At 61.4% G+C, this 21,258-nt stretch carries 17 protein-coding genes and 1 pseudogene; 13 read left to right on the top strand and 5 right to left on the bottom strand.

Annotation, left to right across the window (positions count from 1 at the left end; translation table 11 throughout):
• The first annotated feature begins 59 nt into the window (after positions 1 to 59).
• Both KHO30_RS08400 and KHO30_RS08395 read left to right on the top strand, forming a co-directional pair.
• Positions 60 to 413 carry a RidA family protein gene (locus tag KHO30_RS08400; protein WP_211700545.1) on the top strand — a complete coding sequence of 118 codons (354 nt, stop codon included), beginning with the start codon at positions 60 to 62 and terminating at the stop codon, positions 411 to 413.
• 1,256 nt (positions 414 to 1,669) lie between these two features.
• Positions 1,670 to 2,974 (top strand): annotated as a pseudogene (locus KHO30_RS08395) (collagen-like triple helix repeat-containing protein); the annotation flags it as partial.
• Between the two features lie 320 nt (positions 2,975 to 3,294).
• Here KHO30_RS08395 and KHO30_RS08390 read toward each other — a convergent pair.
• Positions 3,295 to 3,666, bottom strand: coding sequence for a winged helix-turn-helix transcriptional regulator (locus KHO30_RS08390; RefSeq protein WP_093644093.1), 372 nt, complete (start codon positions 3,664 to 3,666; stop codon positions 3,295 to 3,297).
• Between the two features lie 98 nt (positions 3,667 to 3,764).
• On the opposite strand from KHO30_RS08390, the gene KHO30_RS08385 reads away from it, so the two are divergent.
• The gene (locus tag KHO30_RS08385) at positions 3,765 to 4,514 is read left to right on the top strand and encodes an SDR family NAD(P)-dependent oxidoreductase (RefSeq protein WP_200621484.1); all 750 of its coding nucleotides are present in this window, start codon (positions 3,765 to 3,767) and stop codon (positions 4,512 to 4,514) included.
• Between the two features lie 547 nt (positions 4,515 to 5,061).
• Here the strand turns inward: KHO30_RS08385 and KHO30_RS08380 are convergent.
• Positions 5,062 to 5,445 (bottom strand): hypothetical protein, encoded by a 384-nt coding sequence (locus KHO30_RS08380; protein WP_200621485.1) that lies wholly within the window; start codon positions 5,443 to 5,445, stop codon positions 5,062 to 5,064.
• A 242-nt stretch (positions 5,446 to 5,687) separates the two neighbouring features.
• On the opposite strand from KHO30_RS08380, the gene KHO30_RS08375 reads away from it, so the two are divergent.
• The 4 genes from KHO30_RS08375 (at position 5,688) to KHO30_RS08360 (ending at position 9,873) form a co-directional block, all read left to right on the top strand.
• Positions 5,688 to 6,140 (top strand): Hsp20/alpha crystallin family protein, encoded by a 453-nt coding sequence (locus KHO30_RS08375; protein WP_211700543.1) that lies wholly within the window; start codon positions 5,688 to 5,690, stop codon positions 6,138 to 6,140.
• Positions 6,141 to 6,164: 24 nt separating this feature from the next.
• The gene (locus tag KHO30_RS08370) at positions 6,165 to 6,572 is read left to right on the top strand and encodes an Hsp20/alpha crystallin family protein (RefSeq protein WP_211700542.1); all 408 of its coding nucleotides are present in this window, start codon (positions 6,165 to 6,167) and stop codon (positions 6,570 to 6,572) included.
• A gap of 133 nt (positions 6,573 to 6,705) precedes the next feature.
• Positions 6,706 to 7,269, top strand: coding sequence for an Hsp20/alpha crystallin family protein (locus KHO30_RS08365; RefSeq protein ID WP_200621496.1), 564 nt, complete (start codon positions 6,706 to 6,708; stop codon positions 7,267 to 7,269).
• Between the two features lie 633 nt (positions 7,270 to 7,902).
• Positions 7,903 to 9,873 carry a lytic transglycosylase domain-containing protein gene (locus KHO30_RS08360; RefSeq protein WP_211700541.1) on the top strand — a complete coding sequence of 657 codons (1,971 nt, stop codon included), beginning with the start codon at positions 7,903 to 7,905 and terminating at the stop codon, positions 9,871 to 9,873.
• A 335-nt stretch (positions 9,874 to 10,208) separates the two neighbouring features.
• Here KHO30_RS08360 and KHO30_RS08355 read toward each other — a convergent pair whose 3' ends face one another.
• On the bottom strand, positions 10,209 to 11,090 hold the full coding sequence (locus KHO30_RS08355) for a LysR family transcriptional regulator (RefSeq protein WP_211700540.1): 882 nt from the start codon (positions 11,088 to 11,090) through the stop codon (positions 10,209 to 10,211).
• 356 nt (positions 11,091 to 11,446) lie between these two features.
• On the opposite strand from KHO30_RS08355, the gene KHO30_RS08350 reads away from it, so the two are divergent.
• A complete protein-coding gene (locus KHO30_RS08350) occupies positions 11,447 to 12,220 on the top strand; it encodes an SDR family oxidoreductase (protein ID WP_200621490.1) in 774 nt (257 codons plus the stop codon).
• A 301-nt stretch (positions 12,221 to 12,521) separates the two neighbouring features.
• Here KHO30_RS08350 and KHO30_RS08345 read toward each other — a convergent pair whose 3' ends face one another.
• Complete coding sequence (locus KHO30_RS08345) at positions 12,522 to 13,982, bottom strand: efflux transporter outer membrane subunit (protein ID WP_211700539.1); 1,461 nt, start codon at positions 13,980 to 13,982, stop codon at positions 12,522 to 12,524.
• A gap of 76 nt (positions 13,983 to 14,058) precedes the next feature.
• Here KHO30_RS08345 and KHO30_RS08340 point away from each other — a divergent pair, with 76 nt between their 5' ends.
• The 5 genes from KHO30_RS08340 (at position 14,059) to KHO30_RS08320 (ending at position 20,550) form a co-directional block, all read left to right on the top strand.
• Positions 14,059 to 14,676 carry a TetR/AcrR family transcriptional regulator gene (locus tag KHO30_RS08340; protein WP_093647345.1) on the top strand — a complete coding sequence of 206 codons (618 nt, stop codon included), beginning with the start codon at positions 14,059 to 14,061 and terminating at the stop codon, positions 14,674 to 14,676.
• An 83-nt stretch (positions 14,677 to 14,759) separates the two neighbouring features.
• Positions 14,760 to 15,875: an efflux RND transporter periplasmic adaptor subunit gene (locus KHO30_RS08335; RefSeq protein ID WP_211700538.1), complete on the top strand. Its 1,116-nt coding sequence runs from the start codon at positions 14,760 to 14,762 to the stop codon at positions 15,873 to 15,875.
• On the top strand, positions 15,872 to 19,009 hold the full coding sequence (locus KHO30_RS08330; protein WP_211700537.1) for an efflux RND transporter permease subunit: 3,138 nt from the start codon (positions 15,872 to 15,874) through the stop codon (positions 19,007 to 19,009). Before KHO30_RS08335 ends, KHO30_RS08330 begins: the two co-directional genes overlap by 4 nt.
• 31 nt (positions 19,010 to 19,040) lie before the next feature.
• A complete protein-coding gene (locus KHO30_RS08325; RefSeq protein WP_093647339.1) occupies positions 19,041 to 19,847 on the top strand; it encodes an oxidoreductase in 807 nt (268 codons plus the stop codon).
• Between the two features lie 169 nt (positions 19,848 to 20,016).
• A complete protein-coding gene (locus tag KHO30_RS08320; protein WP_054041336.1) occupies positions 20,017 to 20,550 on the top strand; it encodes a MarR family winged helix-turn-helix transcriptional regulator in 534 nt (177 codons plus the stop codon).
• Between the two features lie 305 nt (positions 20,551 to 20,855).
• Here the strand turns inward: KHO30_RS08320 and KHO30_RS08315 are convergent, their stop codons facing one another.
• The gene (locus KHO30_RS08315) at positions 20,856 to 21,215 is read right to left on the bottom strand and encodes a hypothetical protein (RefSeq protein ID WP_211700536.1); all 360 of its coding nucleotides are present in this window, start codon (positions 21,213 to 21,215) and stop codon (positions 20,856 to 20,858) included.
• Positions 21,216 to 21,258 lie beyond the last annotated feature (43 nt).

Raw genomic sequence — 21,258 nt, 5'->3', positions numbered from 1 at the left:
GTCACGCGCATTGAGTCGGCGCGCGACGGTTTCGTTCGACTTCAACTGGAGAGATGTTCATGACCGATATCGTTCGTATCGAAACCAATCAGCGTATGAGCCGCGTCGTCAAAGCCGGTGGCCTCGTGTTCGTTGGTGGCCAGACGTCGGCCGATCACGCACCCGACGTGAAGGTTCAGACCGCGAAAGTACTGGAGAAGATCGACGGCTTTCTGGAGAAAGCTGGCATCGACAGGACGCGTCTGGTTTCCGCGCAGGTCTGGCTTTCGGACATTAGCCGCGATTTCGCCGGTATGAACGAAGTATGGGACGCATGGATTCCACAAGGCTGCGCACCAACACGTGCGACAGTGCAGGCGAAATTGGCCGCGCCCGAGTTGCTTGTCGAGATTGCTGTCGTGGCGCTTGCTTGAGGTGTGCTGTTAGTGCCTCAGGCTGGTTCGGCTCTTCGCTGGTCGACTGGCCTACGGAAATGTTGGAAGCGAGTTCCGCAGGCGAGCGCGCCGGTGAGTGCATTGAGTGGCCGGCTGGCTGCTCAATGCGTTTGTCTGCAGTCGACCCGATAGGGACGTTCGAATTGATCGACAACGGACATTCGCCCGGATGCCACAACTAGCCCGAACGGTACGCCAGTCTGCAATGCGGGCAAGGAAGCAACCGCATCGGGTGCTTGAGCGCCTACGACGGCGAACGTCCACACCCGTTTAGGTTTGTTCGACACCTGCCCTTGCCTGCTGCCGCGTGAGCGCACGCATGACGCATGCGAGCAGGCGTCGAACAATCCTAAACGAACTGAGCCGGTCGTCGTCAGGCAAAGTCGTCGACCATCAACCGTCGATCGCAATCGGCTCTTAAACGACTGTTCATTATTGAAGAACAGCTGCCTCGGCGGAAACGCAGATGTGTGAAAACCGCTCCGCACGTTACGTTACGTTCGAGGTTTGGAAGACAATGTTCCGCACCACACTGGCATTCAAGATCGCGACGCACGGGAATCGATCGCCTGCGCGCCCTTGATTTGCTGACCTTTCTTATGCACCGCACGGTGCGCTCCCCATATGGTATGACCTTTGCAGTCACAACCCCAGGATTTTCATCACCGGGGGGTGCAAGCATGAATCGCAATTTCAAAATGACGACGATCGCCATGTGCGTGTCGTCACTGATGGTTCTTCAAGGTTGTGGATCGACATTGACCACGAAGTCGCCAACGCTTGGCAATGGTTCGGGAAGCGGCGCCATCACAGGTACAGGCGGCGGGTCCGGCAGTGGTTCGGGAGGAGGGGCGGGGTCCGGTACAGGTTCCGGATCGGGGTCCGGCTCAGGTAACGGCACGCCTACGCCAACGCCGACGCCTACACCCACGCCGACGCCCACACCCACGCCCACGCCCACGCCGACGCCGACGCCAACGCCAACGCCGACGCCAACGCCGACGCCAACGCCCACGCCTACACCCACGCCCACGCCTACACCCACGCCGACGCCCACGCCAACGCCTACGCCAACGCCAACGCCAACGCCCACGCCTACACCCACGCCCACGCCTACACCCACGCCGACGCCCACGCCCACGCCAACGCCTACGCCTACGCCTACGCCGACGCCCACGCCCACGCCAACGCCTACGCCTACGCCTACGCCGACGCCCACACCCACGCCCACGCCTACGCCCACGCCCACGCCCACGCCCACGCCCACGCCGACGCCTACGCCTACGCCGACGCCGACGCCTACGCCTACGCCGACACCCACGCCGTCGAGCGCGAACCCACTCGGCGTCGTGGTGCAGAACACCGGCAATGTCGTCACTGCGGCCGGCCAGACTGTCTCGGCCATCGGCAGCCAGATCGGTCTCACGCCGATCCCTGGCGGCAACACCGCTACCGCCACAGCGCTCGGCAGTGTGGTTTCGAATCTCGGCGCCGGAGTGTCCGCACTCGGCGCGGGCGCTTTCAACGGTCTCGGCCAGCTAGGGAACTCGACCGACCCTCTCGGTACCACCCTCGCCAGCAGCGGCAACCTGGTCTATGACGCCGGCCAGGCCGTCAATAGCGCCGGACAGCTCGTGACCAGCCTCGGCAGCGGTCCGACTGCTCCGCTCAGCCCCCTGACGGCCCCGCTCGGTAGCACGATCTCAACCGTGGGCACCGCCGTCAGCAGCCTGGGCACGCAACTCGGCTCGACGCTCACTAACGGCCCGGTGCAGCAGCTCACGCAGACCCTCAGCACTGCAATCACGCCAATCACCGCGACGCTCGCGCAGACCACCCAGACCGTCGGCGACACGACCGGTTTGGGTAAGCCGCTCAATGGACTGCTGTCGACCATCGGCCACGGCCTCGACACTGCGGGCGGCCAGATCAGCAGCGCCACGGGTAATCCGATCGGCAAGAACCTGGGTAACGTCGTGACCCAGTTGGGCAATACGGTTACCTCGGTCGGCGGCCTGCTGACCACAGGTGGCTCGGGCAGCGGTAATCCGCTCGGCGGCCTGACCGGCATCCTCAATCCGGGCGGCAGTTCGTCCGGCAATCCGCTGGCACCGCTCACCAACATCCTCACTTCGCTGCCCGGCACGCTGACGGGCGGACTTGGCAGTATTGGCGGCTCGACCAATCCACTCGCACCTCTGGCCGGCACCCTGACTTCGCTGACCTCTTCGCTGACCAGCATGGTCGGAGGACCTGGCAATCCATTAGCGCCGCTCACCGGCGTGGCCATCTCGGCAAGCGTCGCGCTGAACGGCGCGACAGGCAGCGCCAACAACCCGCTAGTACCAGCGACGTCAGTAGCATCATCGTCGACAGGCGCGCTACACGCCTCAGGCGGTTCAGGTGGGTCCGGCACGACCAACCTGCTCGCGCCCGTGACCGGCCTCGTCAACGCCCTGACGAGTGCGCTTGGCGGCGCCAGCGGAGGAACGTCCGGGTCATCCAGCGCCGTGCTCGGTGGGCTGACATCAAGGAAGTAACGAAGGAACCACGCATCGGGGAAAACGGCGGACCGGGCAACCGGGCCGCCGATCCGCGTAGCACTGGACCATCATGGCTTTGCTAGCCATCGAACTATTGGCGCGCGGGACAGAAATGGTTGCCTGTCGCCGAAGGTCGTTGATAGGCCACACAGAGCCTGATGCGATCGGCAGAAGTCGACCCTCTACGGCCCTTCGGCTACCTGACCACGAGTGTCCGCGCAGAGACCAATATGGGTTCATTGCAGCAAATCCTGACGAAACGAATGGCGCCAGGCTAACTGACGCAGCGTCAGCGTGAGTCCACGCCGGAGCCGCCACTAATCTTGACCGACATCGGCATCCGCGGGTGTCTGTCGGCGTAAGGCGATTCGCTCGACGTCGCGCATATGCTCGGTACCCCAAACGCAAAGGGGACCAAGCGCCTTCGCCAGCGAACGCCCAAAAGGCGTGAGAGAGTACTCAACCTTTGGCGGAATCTCTTTGTAGTCGACGCGCTCTATTACCTCATCCATCTGCAACTCTTTCAGTTGCTGAATCAACACTTTATCGCTGACGCTACCCACCGCGCGCCTCAGCTCACCATATCGATGCACACCATGCGCCAGATGAAACAACACCAGCGGTTTCCATTTCCCGCCAAGGACTGCCAGCGCGGCGTCAAGCCCACAGTTAAAGGTAATCGTAGCCATTCTGCTGCCTCTCTCATGGTACTTACCAAAAGGTAAATACTATCCAGATGAATGGTGCAGGTCTACTGTGTGACTTCTGATTCCAACCGGAGGTGCACATGAGCAGGCTAGAAGGAAAAGTCGCAGTGGTGACAGGTGGTAGCAGTGGTATTGGACTGGCGGCTGCCACGCGATTCGCAGCGGAAGGGGCGGAGGTTGTTATCGTTGGTCGTCGCCAGGAAGAATTGGACAACGCGCTCAAAGCCATCGGGTCTCGCGCGACCGCTGTCCAAGGCGATGTCTCCCACCTGGACGACCTCGATCGAATCTTCGCCAAAGTAGAGGCCACAAAAGGACGAATCGACATATTGTTCGCTAATGCCGGACTGGGCGGCACGCAGCCGATCGGCTCCATCACCGAAGCATCGTTCGATACGATTTTCGGTGTGAACGTCAAGGGGACGCTGTTCACCGTACAGAAAGCGCTGCCGTTAATGAAGCAAGGCGGATCGATCATCCTCACCGGATCGACGACTGGCTCGATGGGCGCACCAGCGTTCAGTGTCTACAGCGCCTCGAAGGCAGCAGTCCGCAATCTTGCAAGGAGCTGGGCGTGGGATTTAAAGGGCACGGGGATTCGCGTGAACGTCCTTTCGCCGGGTCCAACCGAAACGCCTGGTCTGCTCAACGGTTTGGCGCGCTCAGGCCAGCAAGAAGCCGCTGCAGCAGCCCTGATTGCACGGGTTCCTATCGGACGCATGGGGAAACCGGACGAACTCGCTGCCGCCGCCCTGTTTCTTGCCTCCGATGAGAGCAGCTTCATGACCGGAAGTGAATTGTTCGCTGATGGCGGGTACGCGCAGGTCTAAGGAACGCGCAAGTCCGGCGGGAGGATTTGTTGTCTCAGGCGGTCGATATTTATCGAAGCGATGAAATCCCCGAATTCGCGGCTCTCGCCGGCTCACGTGCCTTGCGCGAAGATGACGCCGACAGCTTGCTGGGTAACTCTCGCGAGGCACAATGCGGGCCACGCGAGTTGGACATCGCTGTCTTGCGCGCGACCCAAAGGCTGCGGCAGCGCGGCGTGTATCCGGTAGAAAGCGGACGCTCAATCGCCTTCGATGACCGGCTGTTTGTGGCCGCACTGAGCCGGACGGCGACTGGCTAAGGTCGACCCGGAGCGGCCACCGAGTTTTCTGCAAAGCAGCCATTCGGAATCAAGACGGACTCGCCCAGACAGCAAGACCGCCGGCATTACGTTAGGTCGTCGTCGGCTGAACGGTGGAAAACGGGTGACGCGTCCCGTGACTGCGACCCGCTGCCCCAAATAGGGCAGCAGAAGCAAACGATCCGGTAGGCCAGCCTTCCCGTGCTTATGCATCGCGGCTCCTGCGGCCAAGCGCAATAGCCCGAAGATCACTGGATTGGCGGCACCACGCCCAGTTTCTCGGCCAGCATGCGCTCATACACGCCGAAGTGCAGGTCGACTTCCTCCTGACTTACTGTCGTCACGATGATGTTCACTTGATCCGGCAGCACGCCGAGCACCATCGCAATCGCCGCTTCCAGTTGCGGCGCACAAACGCGGTCTTCGGTAAGTGTCGTGCCGACAGCGATATCGTAGGTTTGTTCGTGCTGGAAGACGATCTCGACCAGCCGCGCGCGGGCGCTCATGTTGTTGTCGATCGCGAGTTGCACGACCTCCGCCACGCTGCGCATCAATTCCGTCGGAAAGCCTCTGGTCGAGCGCAGCCGGACGCGGTGTCTGCCAAGCGTGAGCCAGTCTGAATCGAATTCCATGGTGTCCTCCGGTTCCGTTGCAACGCACCGCGATAATAGGATTTGGCAGGCGATTTTCAAGACCGGAATTTCACTACCGCCCCTTGAAATTTTCACCGTAGGTTCTATCTTTGATTTCGCTCAGGCAGATGCGCCGGTCACATCCGGTGCGCTGCGTGTTTCGATTTGTTTGCCAGCGGCCTGGCAGGCGGACTGGAGCGCGTAGGCCCGTTCGCCTCCTCGCTGCATCGAAGGAGGATACGATGAGTGATCTCTTTTCCGGAACCGACCTGTTCAGTGAGTTTGACCGTCTGCAGCGGCAGATGGACAGCCTGTTCGGCGGTTTTCCGTCCAGCATCCGCTCGGGCCGCTTCGGGGCCTTTCCGCAGCTGAACATCGGTACGACTGACGACTCAATCGAAATCGTCGCGTTCGCGCCCGGTCTGAAGCTGGTCGAACTCGACGTGTCGATCGACAAGGGCCTGCTGACAATCAGCGGTGAGCGCAAGCCCGCCCAGACCGGCAGCGATGACAAAACCCGGGACGACACCCGCACCTATGCACAGGAGCGGTTCAGCGGCAGTTTCCGGCGCGTGATCGAGCTGCCGCAGAATGCGGACCCCGACAAGGTGCAGGCGCGCTACACCAACGGTTGCCTGTCGATCTGCGTGGGCAAGCGTGAAGCGTCGAAGCCGCGAGCCATTACCGTCCAGTAATGTCAGCCATTCAAGGAGCAAGCCATGAACGACAGGACACAGGTCGCTGAGCGCGACCAGAGCGCGGTAGCACGACGCGAGGGTGACCAGCCGGCGCGGCGGACGACGCTCGCACCGGCAGTCGACGTGTTCGAGGACAGCCAGGGCATCACGCTGTGGGCGGACCTGCCAGGCGTCACAAAGGACAAACTCGACGTGAAGGTGCACGACGGCAATCTTTATATCGAGGCCGAAGCAGTTGTGCCGACGCCCGCCGGTCTGCGGCTGCAGCACGCCGAGATCCGGGAACCGCATTTCGCGCGCGCGTTCTCGCTGAGCCCGGACTTCGACACATCGAAGATCGATGCAAACCTGCAGGACGGCGTGCTGAAGCTGACGATTCCGCGTCGCGACGAAGCACGGCCGCGGCGGATCGAGGTGCAGACCAACTAAGTCCGGAAGGCCCGCAACGATGACAGGAGAAAAACCGGTGGCGGCTGCGAGGTCGCCACCACCCGGGCCCGTCGAGGCGCAGATGCAGATCGTCACGCTCCGGTTCTCCTGCCAGACCGTCGAGGAGCATAAGATGAACACCGATCCGAAAAAGTGGAACCCTTTCAAATTTCTCCGCGGTTCAGGACGCAAGCCCGAGGCGGACAGTGCGCAAAGCCCGCCGGACAGCGAACCGTCACGTGTTCCGTGGCCCGACATTTCGCGACTTTTTCCCCGTGATCCGTGGCGTGCGATGGAGGATTTCTTTCATGATCCGTTCGCGGCGCGCGGCGCGCTCGAACGATGGTTTGGCGACTTCAGTTCATCGCGTTTCCAGCCGCGCATCGACGTGGTCGACGAGGGAAAGATACTGCGCGTGACCGTCGAACTGCCAGGCATGGAGCGGGAGGACTTGACCATTAGCGTCGAGGACGGAGCGTTGGTATTGCGTGGCGAAAAGAAGCAGGATGTGCACAGTGAGGAAGACGGCTGCTATCGACTTGAACGCGCATATGGAGCCTTCACGCGCACAATCCCGATGCCGGAAAATGCCGATCCCGACCACGCTCTCGCAAAGTTTGACAAGGGCGTCCTGACGTTGACGGTGCCGAAACAGGAGCAGCAGCGATCCACGAGCCGCACGATCGATATTGGCTAACGTTGGCTGGCGACGTGGCGATTGCGAATTGAATCGATGGGAGTAGCCCGGGTGGTCAGCTCAGCTGGAAACTACGCTCTAAAAATGCGAGCCGGCCGCCGGTTCACCAGGCGTCACGGCCTTTGACGATGTAGATCACAAACTCGGCCACGTTCGTCGATCTCGACTTCCATCCGACTAGCCAAGGTCTCGGCCGTGCCCCCGCGCTCGCTGCCTGGCTACCGTGGTTGGGTCCAACAACCACCTCACTCGCAGCACTCGTGAGCTCTAGCCGTGCTGGTCAGTCGAGAGTCTTTCTCGACATAAGCGGAGGAATCTCCACCCAGGTGGGTGCCCGTTTCATTTAGTCCTCGCTGCTCTTTGACGACCCTCCGCTCCAAAACCACCCAGAAGCGAGCATCCCGGCCAGAACGACCAACGCCGCGTTCAAGACCCTCTGGATCGCATTGCCGAATCCAGCTCCCGGCCCACGCTACGAAACAGCGGACACGCAAGTGCCGACGTGTCCCAGGCATCCGGCTCGCAAAGAGCTGAATTGCGGGTTGAGTCCTGTCTTTTTCGAAGCTTCGCTTCGCCGGGTAGCGGCCTAAGCTTTGGTTCAATGTTCTGCACTGAAACAACGAGAAAACAGCGATGTCCACACGACTTCACCGGGTGTCTCGCACGGTCGGCCTTGCCCTTGCCGCCGTGACATTGGTCATGTCTGGCACGGTGCTAGCCAGACATCCCACCCCGTTCACCTCGTTGTCCGCCGACGATCAGATTTTCATCAAGTTGCATGACGCTGCACGCGACAACGATCCCGCGCGCGCAGCGCACCTGGCAAGCTTGATTCCGAATTATCCGGCGCCGGCTTATCTCAGCTATTTCCAGATCAAGCCGCGTCTGTTCACCGGCGCGGGGCATGCGAATCTCGACGCGCCGGACGCACCGGTGCTGTCATTTCTGCAACGCTACGACGGACAGGCGATTGCCGACCGTCTGCGCAACGACTACCTTCGCGTGCTCGGGGCGCGCCACGACTGGCACGATTTCGATTCGCAATATTCAAAGTTCGTCCTGGACGACGACACGCAGGTGAAGTGCTATGCGCTCGAGTCCCGTGCCACGCGAGGCGAAAATGTGGCCAACGCGGCGCGGGCGCTGCTCGTCGAGCCGAACTGGTACGGTGACGGCTGCGTCGATCTGATCACCGCGCTCGTCCGTAACCAGCAGTTCACTCCGGACGATGGGTGGCAGCTGATTCGCCAGGCCTATGAACAGGGCGCGAGGACGACAGGCGGCAGACTGGTCGATGCGCTGGGCGCGGCGCGCCCGGATCAGCGGCTCCTCGAGCAGGCGACGAACCAGCCACGCCTGTTGCTCGCGAAAGGCATCCAGCTGGACGCAGCGTCCCATCAACTCGCGCTGCTCGCCATCACACAGTTGGCGGTCGGCGATCCGGAGGCCGCCGAGGCCACCTTCACCGCAATCGCACCGTCGCTCACCCTGGCAGAACGGGCTATCGGTTGGGGCACGATCGCCTATCAGGCGGTGCTCAGGCAGCTACCGGGCGCGGTGAACTGGTACCGGCTGTCGGCGAACGCGCCCCTGTCGAGTCAGGCCTACGAGTGGCGCACGCGCAGCGCGCTGCTGACCGGGGATTGGACAATGGTGCGCTGGTCGATCGAGCAGATGCCGGCCGCGCTGCGCGCACAGCCAGCATGGGTCTACTGGTACGCGCGCGCGTTGAAGCAGAGCAGCGAGGTGGAGGCAGCCGACCAGGAATTCCGAACGATCGCGGGTAACTACACCTTCTATGGCCAGTTGGCCTCCGAGGCGCTCGGCCGGCAGATCGTGATCCCGCCGCAGACCAAGGTGACCGACGAAGAAGTTGAGCGGGCTGGCCGGACACCAGGCTTCGAGCTGGCAGAACGCTTTTACGCGCTGCACCTGCGTACGGAAGGCAACCGTGAGTGGAACTGGCAGCTGCGCGGCATGACTGACCGACAACTGCTCGCAGTCGCCGAGTACGCGCGTCGCATCGAGCTTTATGACCGGGCTGTGAGCACTGCCGACAGGACGCAGACGGAACATGATTTTTCGCTGCGCTACCTGGCGCCATTCCGCACGATTGTCGAGCGCGATACGCGGTCCACCGGGTTCGACGTCGGATGGGCGTATGGCCTCATTCGCCAGGAGTCGCGCTTCATTATCAATGCGCGCTCGGAGGTTGGCGCGGGCGGCCTGATGCAGGTGATGCCGAACACCGCTGACATGGTCGCGAGGAAGATCGGGCTCGGTACGATCTCGCGGGCCAGGATGAACGACATCGACACGAACATCCTGCTTGGCACGTCCTATCTATCGATGATTTACAACCAGCTTGACCGTTCTGCCGTGCTCGCGACCGCCGGCTACAACGCCGGCCCTGGGCGCCCGCGTAAGTGGCAGGCCAACCTGCCGCGACCGGTGGAAGGCGCGATTTTCGCGGAGACAATTCCGTTTAACGAAACCCGCGACTACGTCAAGAATGTATTGTCGAACACGGTTTACTACGCGGCGCTGTTTGATGGCCACCCGCAATCGCTGACGGAGCGGCTTGGCCAAATCGAGCCCCGATGATATCGTCCGCGACGCTGATCCGTGGATCGCTCGGGTGCAGTAAGTGCGGCTGCATACGCGACACTGTATAACGATCAGTCGCCATGTCTTTCGAGCAGTATTGCCAGAATGTGGAGGGCATCCGCGTTCGGAGTACGACGGCCAGTCTCAGATCAAACCGGATGACAGTTGAACGACGGAAACGGTCGTTCGCACTCGAGAGGCATATGTCCGCTTTGGGGTTGTTCAACGGCCAGTCGGATCGGTGCGAATGCGGGGGCCTGCCCGTTCAGTCGCTAACTTGACCATCCCTTCGCATGAACGGAGATCGTCATGGGCTATTTGCCACATGGTGCTCAAACACGCTGAGAGAGCGTTGTCACGAAGAAATCAGTTACCAGCCGCACACGGGCTGGTACAAACCTACGCTTTGGCCAGATGAGGCTGACGTCTCTCGCTTCATTCATAAACGGATCGAGCACGGTAACGATGTCTGGATGCTGGAGTTCACCTACCAACGACGCCCGGGAAAACATGCCTATGCCTATACCAGCAAGCACCCCGGAAAGAATCGTCTCCATACTGTTCGAAGAAAGATTACCGCTCACGGGCACGCTAAATTCTCCTTTTGGGCCGCCAAAAGCCCAATTCGTCATCTCGTTGTAGACAAGACAATTGTGATTGACAAGATCCTCCGGGACCGTGGGCGCCTCGTGTCGAGCAAAATAACGGCGAGACCCAACACATACCAATGAAGTGTCCGTCACCCGTTTCACCACCGCATCCGGATCGTGCACAGGACCGACTCTAATCGCTAAATCGATCCCGTCCGCAAGCAGATCTCGGACGCCGTCCGAAAGACCAAGATCCAACTTGATCTTCGGATGAAGTGCCAACAATTGTGGGATCAGCGGAAGGACATGAAGCCGGCCAAATGTAGAGGGCGCAGCGATCCTGACAAGACCGGAGACTTCCAGCGAGCTGCTGGTTAGCTCCCCGTCCGCTTCGTCCATTTCCTCGAGAAGCGGCTTGATACGGTCATAGTATTTTCGCCCTTGATCGGTCAACGTCACACTGCGCGTGCTCCTGTTGAAAAGCAGCACACCGAGCCGCTTCTCCAATGCACTGATGGATTTGCTCATTCCAGATTGCGAATCATCAAGCCGGCGCGCGGCAGCGGAAAAACCACCCGCTTCTACAACCGTGATGAAAGCGGTCAATTCATGAAATCGATCCATTCCATTTCCTTGGCGAGCTTGGCGGGGCACGCATGAACCTTGCCAGGAATCGACTGCGGACCTCCCGGGGCAGATCGACCTATTCTTTCAAAGAATGGTACCTATGAAATATTTGCCCATTATCAATCTTAACCGACCAAATTAGTATCGATGCGTGCCCGATCGATCGGTCGAACGACAGCAGAAGCTAGCGTGGCAACACGTTTTTTACCAAAACAATGCGTCACAGCCGCCCAAGCCCATCGAGCACCTTGAAACCCCTGTTGGAAGGAACGCCGCTCATCGATTTTTTGGTCGATAAGTTGCGGCGCTTCCTGGATCAACAACAAAACTACTGATCAAATAGGACTAGAGCCATGAGCACCGCAATGAATCATCGAGAACATTCGTCACCGCCCTTACTGAGCCTCTCGGGAAAAAAAGTGGTGGTGGTTGGCGGGAAAACAGGAATTGGCCTTGGAATTGCGCACGCGGCGTATGCAGCGGGTGCGTCCGTGACGGTCGCAAGTCGGCGTATCACCTCGGCGGAGGAACGTCGGGATTTGGCTAATTTCGAACAGGTGACCTTGGATATCTGCGATGAGGCAGCGGTGAGAAAGGCCTTTGACAACATAGGACCATTCGACCATCTCGCCGTCACAGCAGGGCCCGATTTGGGGACCTGGGGGACTTTCATGGACGACGATATGCGCGGCGTCCGAAGCTATATAGAAAATAAGTTCCTTGGCAGTTGGGCCTGTGCGCGTTATGCAGCGCCCCACCTGAGAGCCGGCGGCTCGATTACCTTCCTTACCGGTGGCTTGGCAGCGCGACATAAGAGCGGCTTCAGCGCTGTCACCTCTGCGTTTGTCGCGGTGGAATCCTTATCGGGCTCACTCGCACTCGAACTAGCCCCTACCCGAGTTAACACGATACGTCCCGGCTATGTCGACACAAACTTGTGGCGCGTCATGTCCGATAACGAGCGCGAGGCATTGAGAGCAAAAGTACGTGAGTCCTTTCCGGCGCGACACGCAGGCACAGCAGATGATATTGGACACGCTGCGCTGTTCCTGATGACCAACCCTTATGTAACCGGCACCGTCATCGAGGTATCCGGTGGTGAGAACCTGGTTCCCAGCGTTTTCTAACGAGAATCACGGCTTCTTTAGCTCCGGTCAAGGAAGGTAGCGCAGCGACCGCGGCCGCCCGCATCGAGGCCATGAAACATTAGCTCTACGACACTATCGATCGATAACGGACAGGGCCGCTTTGCGGGTCCGTTTCCTTCAGTCAGGTCATTGCGCTAGCTGTGGCCGTTCTCGAATTACCAACGGTCACTTGCCCGTCGTGCGCGCTGCGCGTCGGCAGGCGCCGGAAACAGCGTCCCGACTGTCGGAGGAAGCCTCTGCAAACGAGCGGGCCAACTGCAGCCGGCCCAGGGTGGTGGTGCTATCGGCTTGCAACGGCCTGAGGATCGGCGGGTTGCCACCCCCCGCCGAGCGCTTTGAATGCGGCGATCGCTGCGCGCGCCGATTCTGTTTGCGCCTGCACCCGCTCGTCGGATGCGCTCAGCAAGTTCTGATCGGCCTGCAGGACTTCGATCAGGCTGACGACACCTTTCTGGTAGGCCGCAAACGAGGCGGCTCGCGCCCGGCCGAGCGAGCTCACACCCTGCGCGAGAACGGCGGCCTGCTCCTCGCGCTTCACGAGTGCAGAGAAAGAATTCTCGACGTCCTCCGTTGCGTGCAATGCGGCAAGCCGGTACGCGGCGAGCATCTCGGCGTCCTGGCCTTTGGCCTCATTGATCTGGGCATTGATGCGGCCGAAATCGAACAGACGCCAGCGCAGCCCCAGCAGACCAGCGGCCTGACCGGCGCCGCTACTGAACAGGTTGCCGCTGGCCACTGAAGTGGCGCTCCCGATCAGTCCACTGAGTGACAGCTTGGGGTAATACTCAGCGACTGCCACGCCGATACGCGCGTTCGATGCAGCAAGGCGGCGCTCGGCCACGATCAGATCGGGCCGACGCCTGAGCAACTCGCCAGGCGATCCGGTGCCTGCGATTCGCGGGGCGGCCGGGATATCGCCGCCCTCGATGAGTTCCGCCCGATGCGTGCCGGGCTGTGAGCCCAGCATCACATCCAGCGCGTTCATCGCCGCATCCAGGCCGGCCTCGAGGACCGGGATGGACGCCTGAACCTGCGCAAGCGCGCCTTCAGCCTGGCTCACCTGAAGGTCGGCCGCCAGGCCTTTCCCATACAGAAGCTTGATGGTCGAGAGCAGATCCTGCTGCGTCTGCAACTGCTTGCGGGCCACCTGCAGACGAGCCTGCAATCCACGAATGGTGATGTAGATGTCGGCCGTCTGCGCTGCCACAGCCAGGCGCGCGGCCATCTCGCCGGCCTCTGAAGCCTGATAGTCGGCAAGTGCCGCTTCCCGCCCGCGACGCAGGCCACCAAACACATCCAGTTCCCAACTCGCGTTGAAATTGGCCTCGTAGTCGTTACCGTAGCGATCGAAACCAGGCGTTGAGTTCAGGACACGTCCCAGCGGAGTTTCGACCGACTGGTAGACCCGGGCCGCCTGGCCACTAACATTGCCAGAAGGCAGCAGCGCGGCATTCGCCGCGCCAAGTCCTGCACGCGCCTGCACGACGCGAGCGGATGCCTGCGCGAGGTCGAGGTTCTGCTCCAGCGCAAGCGCGACGAATCGCGTCAGTTGCGGATCGCCGAAACCCGTCCACCACGTGACCAGGTCTGCGCTCGCCGCCGCCTGCCGGTGATCTACCGCAGCCTGGCCCTGGAAATGGTCCGGCATGGCTACATCGGGCCGGACATAGTCGGGGCCGACAGCGCAGGCCGCCGAGAGGCTGGCGACAATGACCGCAGCAAGGAGGTGTTTGGGTAGCATGAGCGTCTTAGCGAAGTTCCGGATGTGACTATAATACCAAATAGTCACTTGTTGTCCATTCCTGTATGCTATGCCCATGAAAAACACCACCACTTCCTCCGCCCCCGCGCGTGGCCCGGCTGATCACGAAGTGCGGGACCAGATCGTTGCCGCCGCCACCGAGCACTTCAGCCGGTATGGCTACGAGAAAACGACGGTCTCTGACCTTGCCAGGGCGATCGGGTTTTCCAAGGCCTACATCTACAAGTTCTTCGAATCCAAGCAGGCCATTGGCGAGATGATCTGCGTCAACTGCCTGCGCGAAATCGAAAGCGAGGTCCGGACAGCCGTCGCAGAGACCGATCTGCCGCCGGAGAAGCTGCGACGGATCTTCAAGGTCTTTACCGAAGCGAGCCTCAGGCTGTTTTTCCGGGACCGCAAGCTATACGAAATCGCAGCATCGGCCGCCACGGAAAACTGGCAGGCGGTGCAAGCCTATGAGGCACGTGTTCAGAAGCTGCTCCAGGAAGTTCTGCAGGAAGGTCGGCAAAGCGGAGACTTCGAACGCAAGACGCCGCTGGACGAAACCGCGATGGCAATCTACCTGGTGCTGCGCCCGTACCTCAACCCGCTACTCCTGCAGTACAACCGCGACACCACCGATGTCGCGCCTGCGCAGCTGTCCAGCCTGGTTCTCCGAAGTCTGTCGCCCTGACGCGATCAACACTAGTGACTCTTGACTAACTTGGTCACTAGAACCATAATGAAAGCCGTCATCACTTCATCGATGGGACTTTCATGTTCTCGCGTCGCTTCGCCACCTCCGCACTCGCCTGTGCGCTGCCGCTTGCGCTAGCGGCCTGCGGCGAAAAAGCACCGTCCGATCCGCGCACCGAGGTGCCGCTGGTGCGCACGGCCATCGTTCAGAGCGCCGTCCCCGCAGCCCGTTCGTTTACGGGGACTGTCGCGGCTCGCGTGCAAAGCGACCTGGGTTTCCGTGTTTCCGGCAAGGTGCTGGAACGGCTTGTGGATACCGGCCAAACCGTCAAACGCGGCCAACTGCTGATGCGCCTCGATCCCATCGATCTCAAGCTTGCCGCGCAGGCCCGGCAGGAGGCGGTGACCGCCGCGCGGGCGCGGGCGCAGCAGACCGCGCAGGATGAGGAGCGCTATCGCGACCTGCGCGGCACGGGTGCGATCTCGGCTTCGGCCTACGACCAGGCCAAGGCGGCCGCCGATGCCGCCAGGGCGCAGCTCAGCGCGGCCCAGGCCGACGCCGACGTGGCGCGCAATGCGACGGACTACGCCAATCTGGCCGCGGACGGCGATGGCGTCGTGATGGAAACGCTGGCCGAACCGGGCCAGGTCGTCAGCGCCGGACAGCCCGTGGTGCGCCTGGCCCATGCCGGGCGCCGCGAGGCCGTGATCCAACTACCGGAAACTCTGCGCCCCGCCATCGGTTCGGTCGCCCATGCGACCCTGTTCGGCAACAGCGGCGTCAGCGTGCCAGCCACGCTGCGCCAGCTCTCGGATACGGCGGATCCGCGTACCCGCACATTCGAAGCGCGTTATGTGTTGCAGGACGCGCTCGCCGACGCGCCGCTAGGCGCAACCGTCACGATCGAGATACCGGACGCACGCGTGGCGCTCCAGGACGGCATGCAGGTTCCGATCGGCGCGGTGCTTGACGCGGGCAAAGGGCCCGGCGTGTGGATCGCCAACGGCGAGCCGGCCAGGGTTGCATGGCAGCCGGTGACGGTCCTTCACCTGGACGACGACAGCGCGCGCGTGTCCGGTGCGTTGAAGCAAGGCGATCGCGTCATTGCGCTCGGTGCCCAGTTGCTGCGCGAAGGCGAGCAGGTCCGCGTGTCCGGCCAGGCCGTCGCGATGGCAAACGAAGGAGCACGTCCGTGAGCGAAGGCCGATTCAATCTGTCGGCGCTCGCCGTGCGCGAGCGTTCCATCACCCTGTTCCTGATCTGCCTGATCTCGCTGGCCGGGCTCCTGTCGTTCTTCAAGCTGGGTCGCGCCGAAGACCCGGCGTTCACAATCAAGGTGATGACCATCATCACCGTATGGCCGGGGGCCACTGCGCAGGAAATGCACGACCAGGTCGCCGAAAAGATCGAAAAGCGCATGCAGGAGCTGCGCTGGTACGACCGGACCGAAACCTACACACGACCTGGCCTGGCATTCACAACGCTGACGTTGCTCGACAGCACACCGCCGTCGGAAGTGCAGGAGGAGTTCTACCAGGCCCGGAAAAAAATCGGCGACGAAACGGCCAACCTTCCGGCTGGCGTGATCGGGCCGATGGTCAATGACGAATATGCTGACGTCACGTTTGCGCTCTTCGCACTGAAAGCCCGGGGCGAACCGCAACGGCTGCTCGTGCGCGATGCCGAGACGCTGCGGCAACGGCTGCTGCATGTGCCGGGCGTGAAGAAGGTCAATATCATCGGCGAGCAGGCCGAGCGCATCTACGTCCAGTTCTCGCATGACCGGCTGGCAACGCTCGGTGTCAGTCCGCAGGACGTATTCGCCGCGCTCAATGGCCAGAACGCCCTGACGCCGGCCGGCTCCGTGGAGACCAAAGGTCCAGAGGTGTTCATTCGCCTGGACGGCGCCTTTGACAACCTGCAGAAGATCCGCGACACGCCGGTCGTCGTGCAGGGCCGCACGCTGAAACTGTCGGACATTGCCACCGTCGAGCGCGGTTATGAAGATCCGGCGACATTCATGATCCGCAACAACGGCGAGCCCGCGCTGCTGCTGGGCATCGTGATGCGCGACGGCTGGAACGGGCTCGATCTCGGCAAGGCACTGGACAGCGAGGTCGGCGCAATCAACGCCGGGCTGCCGCTGGGCATGAGCCTGACAAAGGTCACCGATCAGGCCGTCAACATTCATTCGGCGGTCGACGAGTTCATGCTCAAGTTTTTTGTCGCCCTGCTGGTGGTCATGCTCGTGAGCTTCGTGAGCATGGGCTGGCGCGCGGGCCTGGTGGTTGCCGCCGCCGTGCCGTTGACGCTGGCCGTGGTGTTCGTGGTGATGGCCGCGACAGGCAAGAACTTCGATCGCATCACGCTGGGATCCCTGATCCTGGCGCTGGGCCTGCTGGTGGACGACGCGATCATCGCCATTGAAATGATGGTGGTGAAAATGGAGGAAGGCTACAGCCGTGTGGCCGCCTCTGCCTATGCCTGGAGCCACACTGCCGCCCCCATGCTGTCGGGCACGCTGGTGACGGCCGTGGGCTTCATGCCCAACGGCTTCGCGCGGTCCACCGCGGGCGAATACACCAGCAATATGTTCTGGGTAGTCGGCATTGCACTGATCGCATCCTGGGTCGTTGCCGTGTTCTTCACGCCCTACCTCGGCGTGAAGATGCTGCCCGACTTCAAAAAGGTCGAAGGTGGGCATGACGCGATCTATGACACGCCGCGCTACAACCGCTTCCGCCAGTTGCTGACGCGCGTGATCGCGCGCAAATGGCTGGTCGCCGGTTCGGTCGTTGGCCTCTTTGCCCTGGCCATCCTCGGTATGGGTGTGGTCAAGAAGCAGTTCTTCCCGATCTCCGATCGCCCCGAAGTGCTGGTCGAAGTGCAGATGCCCTACGGCACATCGATTTCGCAGACCAGCATCGCCACGCGAAAGGTGGAGGCATGGTTGTCTGAACAGAAGGACGCCAGGATCGTCACCGCGTACGTCGGGCAAGGTGCACCGCGCTTTTTCCTGGCGATGGGACCGGAACTGCCCGATCCGTCGTTCGCAAAGATCGTGATCCGCACGGACAGTCAGGAGGAGCGCGATGCACTGAAGGCGCGACTGAGGCGAGCCATCGCCGATGGTCTTGTGCCCGAAGCGCGCGTGCGCGTCACGCAACTCGTGTTCGGGCCATATTCGCCGTTCCCGGTCGCCTATCGCGTCACCGGTCCGGACCCGGACAAACTGCGTGGAATCGCGGCTCAAGTCCAGCAGGTGATGGAGGCCAGTCCGATGATGCGCACGGTCAACACGGACTGGGGCACGCGCTCACCGACGCTGCACTTCACGTTGCAGCAGGATCGCTTGCAGGCGGTGGGATTGACGTCCAGCGCCGTCGCGCAACAGCTGCAGTTCCTGCTCACCGGCGTGCCTGTCACCGCCGTGCGTGAGGATATCCGAACCGTGCAGGTGATCGCGCGCTCGGCCGGCGATGTGCGTCTCGACCCTGCCCGGCTCGGCGACTTAACGCTAGCCGGCGCCAACGGGCAGCGCATTCCGCTGTCGCAGGTCGGCAAGGTCGACGTGCGCATGGAGGAGCCGATCATTCGCTGGCGCGACCGCGTGCCGACGATCACGGTACGTGGCGACATTGCCGAAAATCTGCAGCCACCGGACGTATCAACGGCAATCACCAGGCAGCTTCAGCCGATCATCGCGAAGCTGCCGACCGGCTACCGGATCGAGCAGGCTGGCTCCATCGAGGAATCGGGCAAAGCGACGACTGCGATGCTGCCGCTGTTCCCGATCATGCTGGCGATCACGCTGATCATCATCATTCTCCAGGTTCGCTCGATCTCGGCGATGGTGATGGTGTTCCTGACGAGTCCGCTCGGCCTCATTGGCGTCGTTCCGACATTGATCCTGTTCCGGCAGCCGTTCGGCATCAACGCGCTGGTCGGTCTCATCGCGCTGTCGGGCATCCTGATGCGCAACACGCTGATCCTGATCGGGCAGATTCACCAGAACGAACATGCCGGGCTGGATCCGTTCCATGCGGTCGTCGAAGCCACTGTGCAGCGGGCGCGCCCGGTGATTCTCACGGCCATGGCGGCGATCCTGGCATTCATCCCGCTGACGCATTCGGTGTTCTGGGGAACCCTCGCCTACACGCTGATCGGCGGCACGTTAGCCGGAACGATTCTCACGCTGGTGTTCCTACCGGCCATGTTCGCGATCTGGTTCAGGATCCGCCCCGGCAGCCCTGTGGGTTCGCACAAGAGCCGGAATCACCAGTCTTCGCGCTCCGAACCGATGACCCAGGATGCGCTCGACGCGCGTTGAAACACCATCAAATCACCAAACGGAGCTTTTCATGTCGCATTCCACGGTTGTCGTTGTGACCGGCGTGTCATCGGGTATCGGACGCGCCACCGCCGAGAGGTTTACGAGGCGAGATTGCCGCGTGTTTGGCACAGTGCGCAGCATTGCAAAAGCGGTGCCTATCTCCGGAGTCGAGCTTGTCGAGATGGATGTTCGCGACGATGCTTCGGTCCAGGCCGGAATCCAGTCCGTCATCGAATGCACCGGGCGAATCGACGTCCTCGTCAATAATGCGGGAACGAGCCTGATCGGTGCCGTGGAGGAAACTTCGGCTGCCGAGGCCTTGTCGCTGTTCGATACCAACGTCTTCAGCATTCTGCGCACGACGCAGGCAGTACTTCCCCATATGCGTGCACAACATGGCGGAAGGATCATCAATGTCAGTTCGGTGCTCGGGTTCTTGCCCGCCCCCTACATGGGACTCTACTCCGCGTCCAAGCATGCCGTCGAAGGGCTGACCGAGACCCTGGATCATGAGGTGCGCCAGTTCGGTATCCGAGTATCGTTGGTCGAGCCGTCCTTTACCCGCACAAATCTCGATGTCAATGCACCGGAGGTGAGTTCGAAGATCGCCGACTATGATCGCGAGCGGGTCCTTGCATCAAGTGCAGTCGTCAACAGTGTCAATGGCGCCCCCGCGCCCGACGGCGTAGCGAAGACAATCGTTGAAGCGGCGCTCGGTACCTGGCGTATGCGTCGCACGCCGGCCGGCGAAGCATCCCTGTTGCGCAAATTGCGGCGCTTCATGCCCTCCGGCCCCGTGGATGCAAGCTTGAGGAAAACATTCGGGCTCGCGTGAAATCCTCTCTCCCGCCGCAACGTGCATCACGTTCGCGGGCCTGCCCTGCGCCGACGAGTGATTAGCTTCAGCCGTCCATGGTCATGACAACTTCGGCGCCTTTCAACCACGGCCCGCAGCAGCACGGAACTCTTTGCAACCGAGCCCGTACGCACCCGGAACCGCACATATGGAAAGTCAGAATTTCGAGTCGTCGATGCTCGCAATCGGAGAAATCTCCGCTCTCGCGCTCAACCATTTTTTCGCCCAGCGCGCAATGCGCGCTTTATGGGCTCATTTCGACGAAGCGCTGCGGGATACCGACGTCAACGCATCCCAGTTTTGTATGCTCGCCTTGCTACATCTACGCGAACCAATGGTTTTCGGCGACATGGCAGCAGAACTGGCAATGGACCGATCGAACCTGTCGGCCAATCTGGCACCATTGTTCCGTCGCAAGCTCATCTCATCGATCACCCACAAGGGAGATCGGCGGACACGTCAGCTCGCCGTGACGACCGAGGGACGAAAAGCTGTGGCTTCCGCAATGAGCCCCTGGATGCGAGCTTATCAGGATACCTTTGCGTTTTTGAGACTGATTGATCTTGATTCAATGCGTGATCGTTTCCACGTGATTCGGGATTTGAAAAGGCTCGACGACCTGAACGACGCCAGCGGCGCTCCTGCTCGCCCGGAATCTCGACTGCTGCTGCGCAATGACTAGCCTGGTGAACTACAAGACGGCCCGACAGCCCAGAGGATCATCGTGACTGACATACGTCGGCCGCGTTAATCCAGTTCGGAGCACGGGGGAATCGGCGCGAAGGGGCAGTCGCGTGACCATCAGCTCGAAGAGACCTACCGGGCTTGGTGCGAGCCGATGGAAGCGCGCATTGTCGGCCCGAGTCTTTCAGCAACACCTGTCAAACGGCCGGTTGCCGGTGTGCAGCGATCGCCTTGATGTCCAATCGACGCTGCCGGCGAATGACTCTTGGTGGCCGACTGGGGCCTCACACCTATTCGGGTCCGTCAAAATCGTGACCCATTGAGCAAACCGGCTTTATATAGACTTAATTCGAAAACAAACGGTCCAACTGCCTCAAGTGACGTCGAATCATATTCGCCCACCTGGTAGGCAAAATTTTCCCAGACGTAGGATTCGCGATCGCGCCGCACGAGGGCCGAATATGCGCCGCAGCCAACATCGCCGCACTCTGGGCAGATGTAAAGCAGCACACGCTTTCCGTTCTCAGGCGGAGCGTCGAGCAGCGTCGCGCGAATACGCTCGCATGCCTCTGCATACCCACTCACAAAGCAACCCATGAACTCGGAGTGTCCTCCAGCATTTTTCACCAGCATTGACCCGGAACTGCCAGTCGGCGCCGCCACAGGAACGACTCCTTTGCATTCGGTAGCGGCCGTATGCACAGTC

Origin of the sequence: Paraburkholderia aspalathi (assembly GCF_905220735.1) — a bacterium.
Classification (GTDB): domain Bacteria; phylum Pseudomonadota; class Gammaproteobacteria; order Burkholderiales; family Burkholderiaceae; genus Paraburkholderia; species Paraburkholderia aspalathi.
This window is presented reverse-complemented; position numbering and strand designations above follow the sequence as displayed.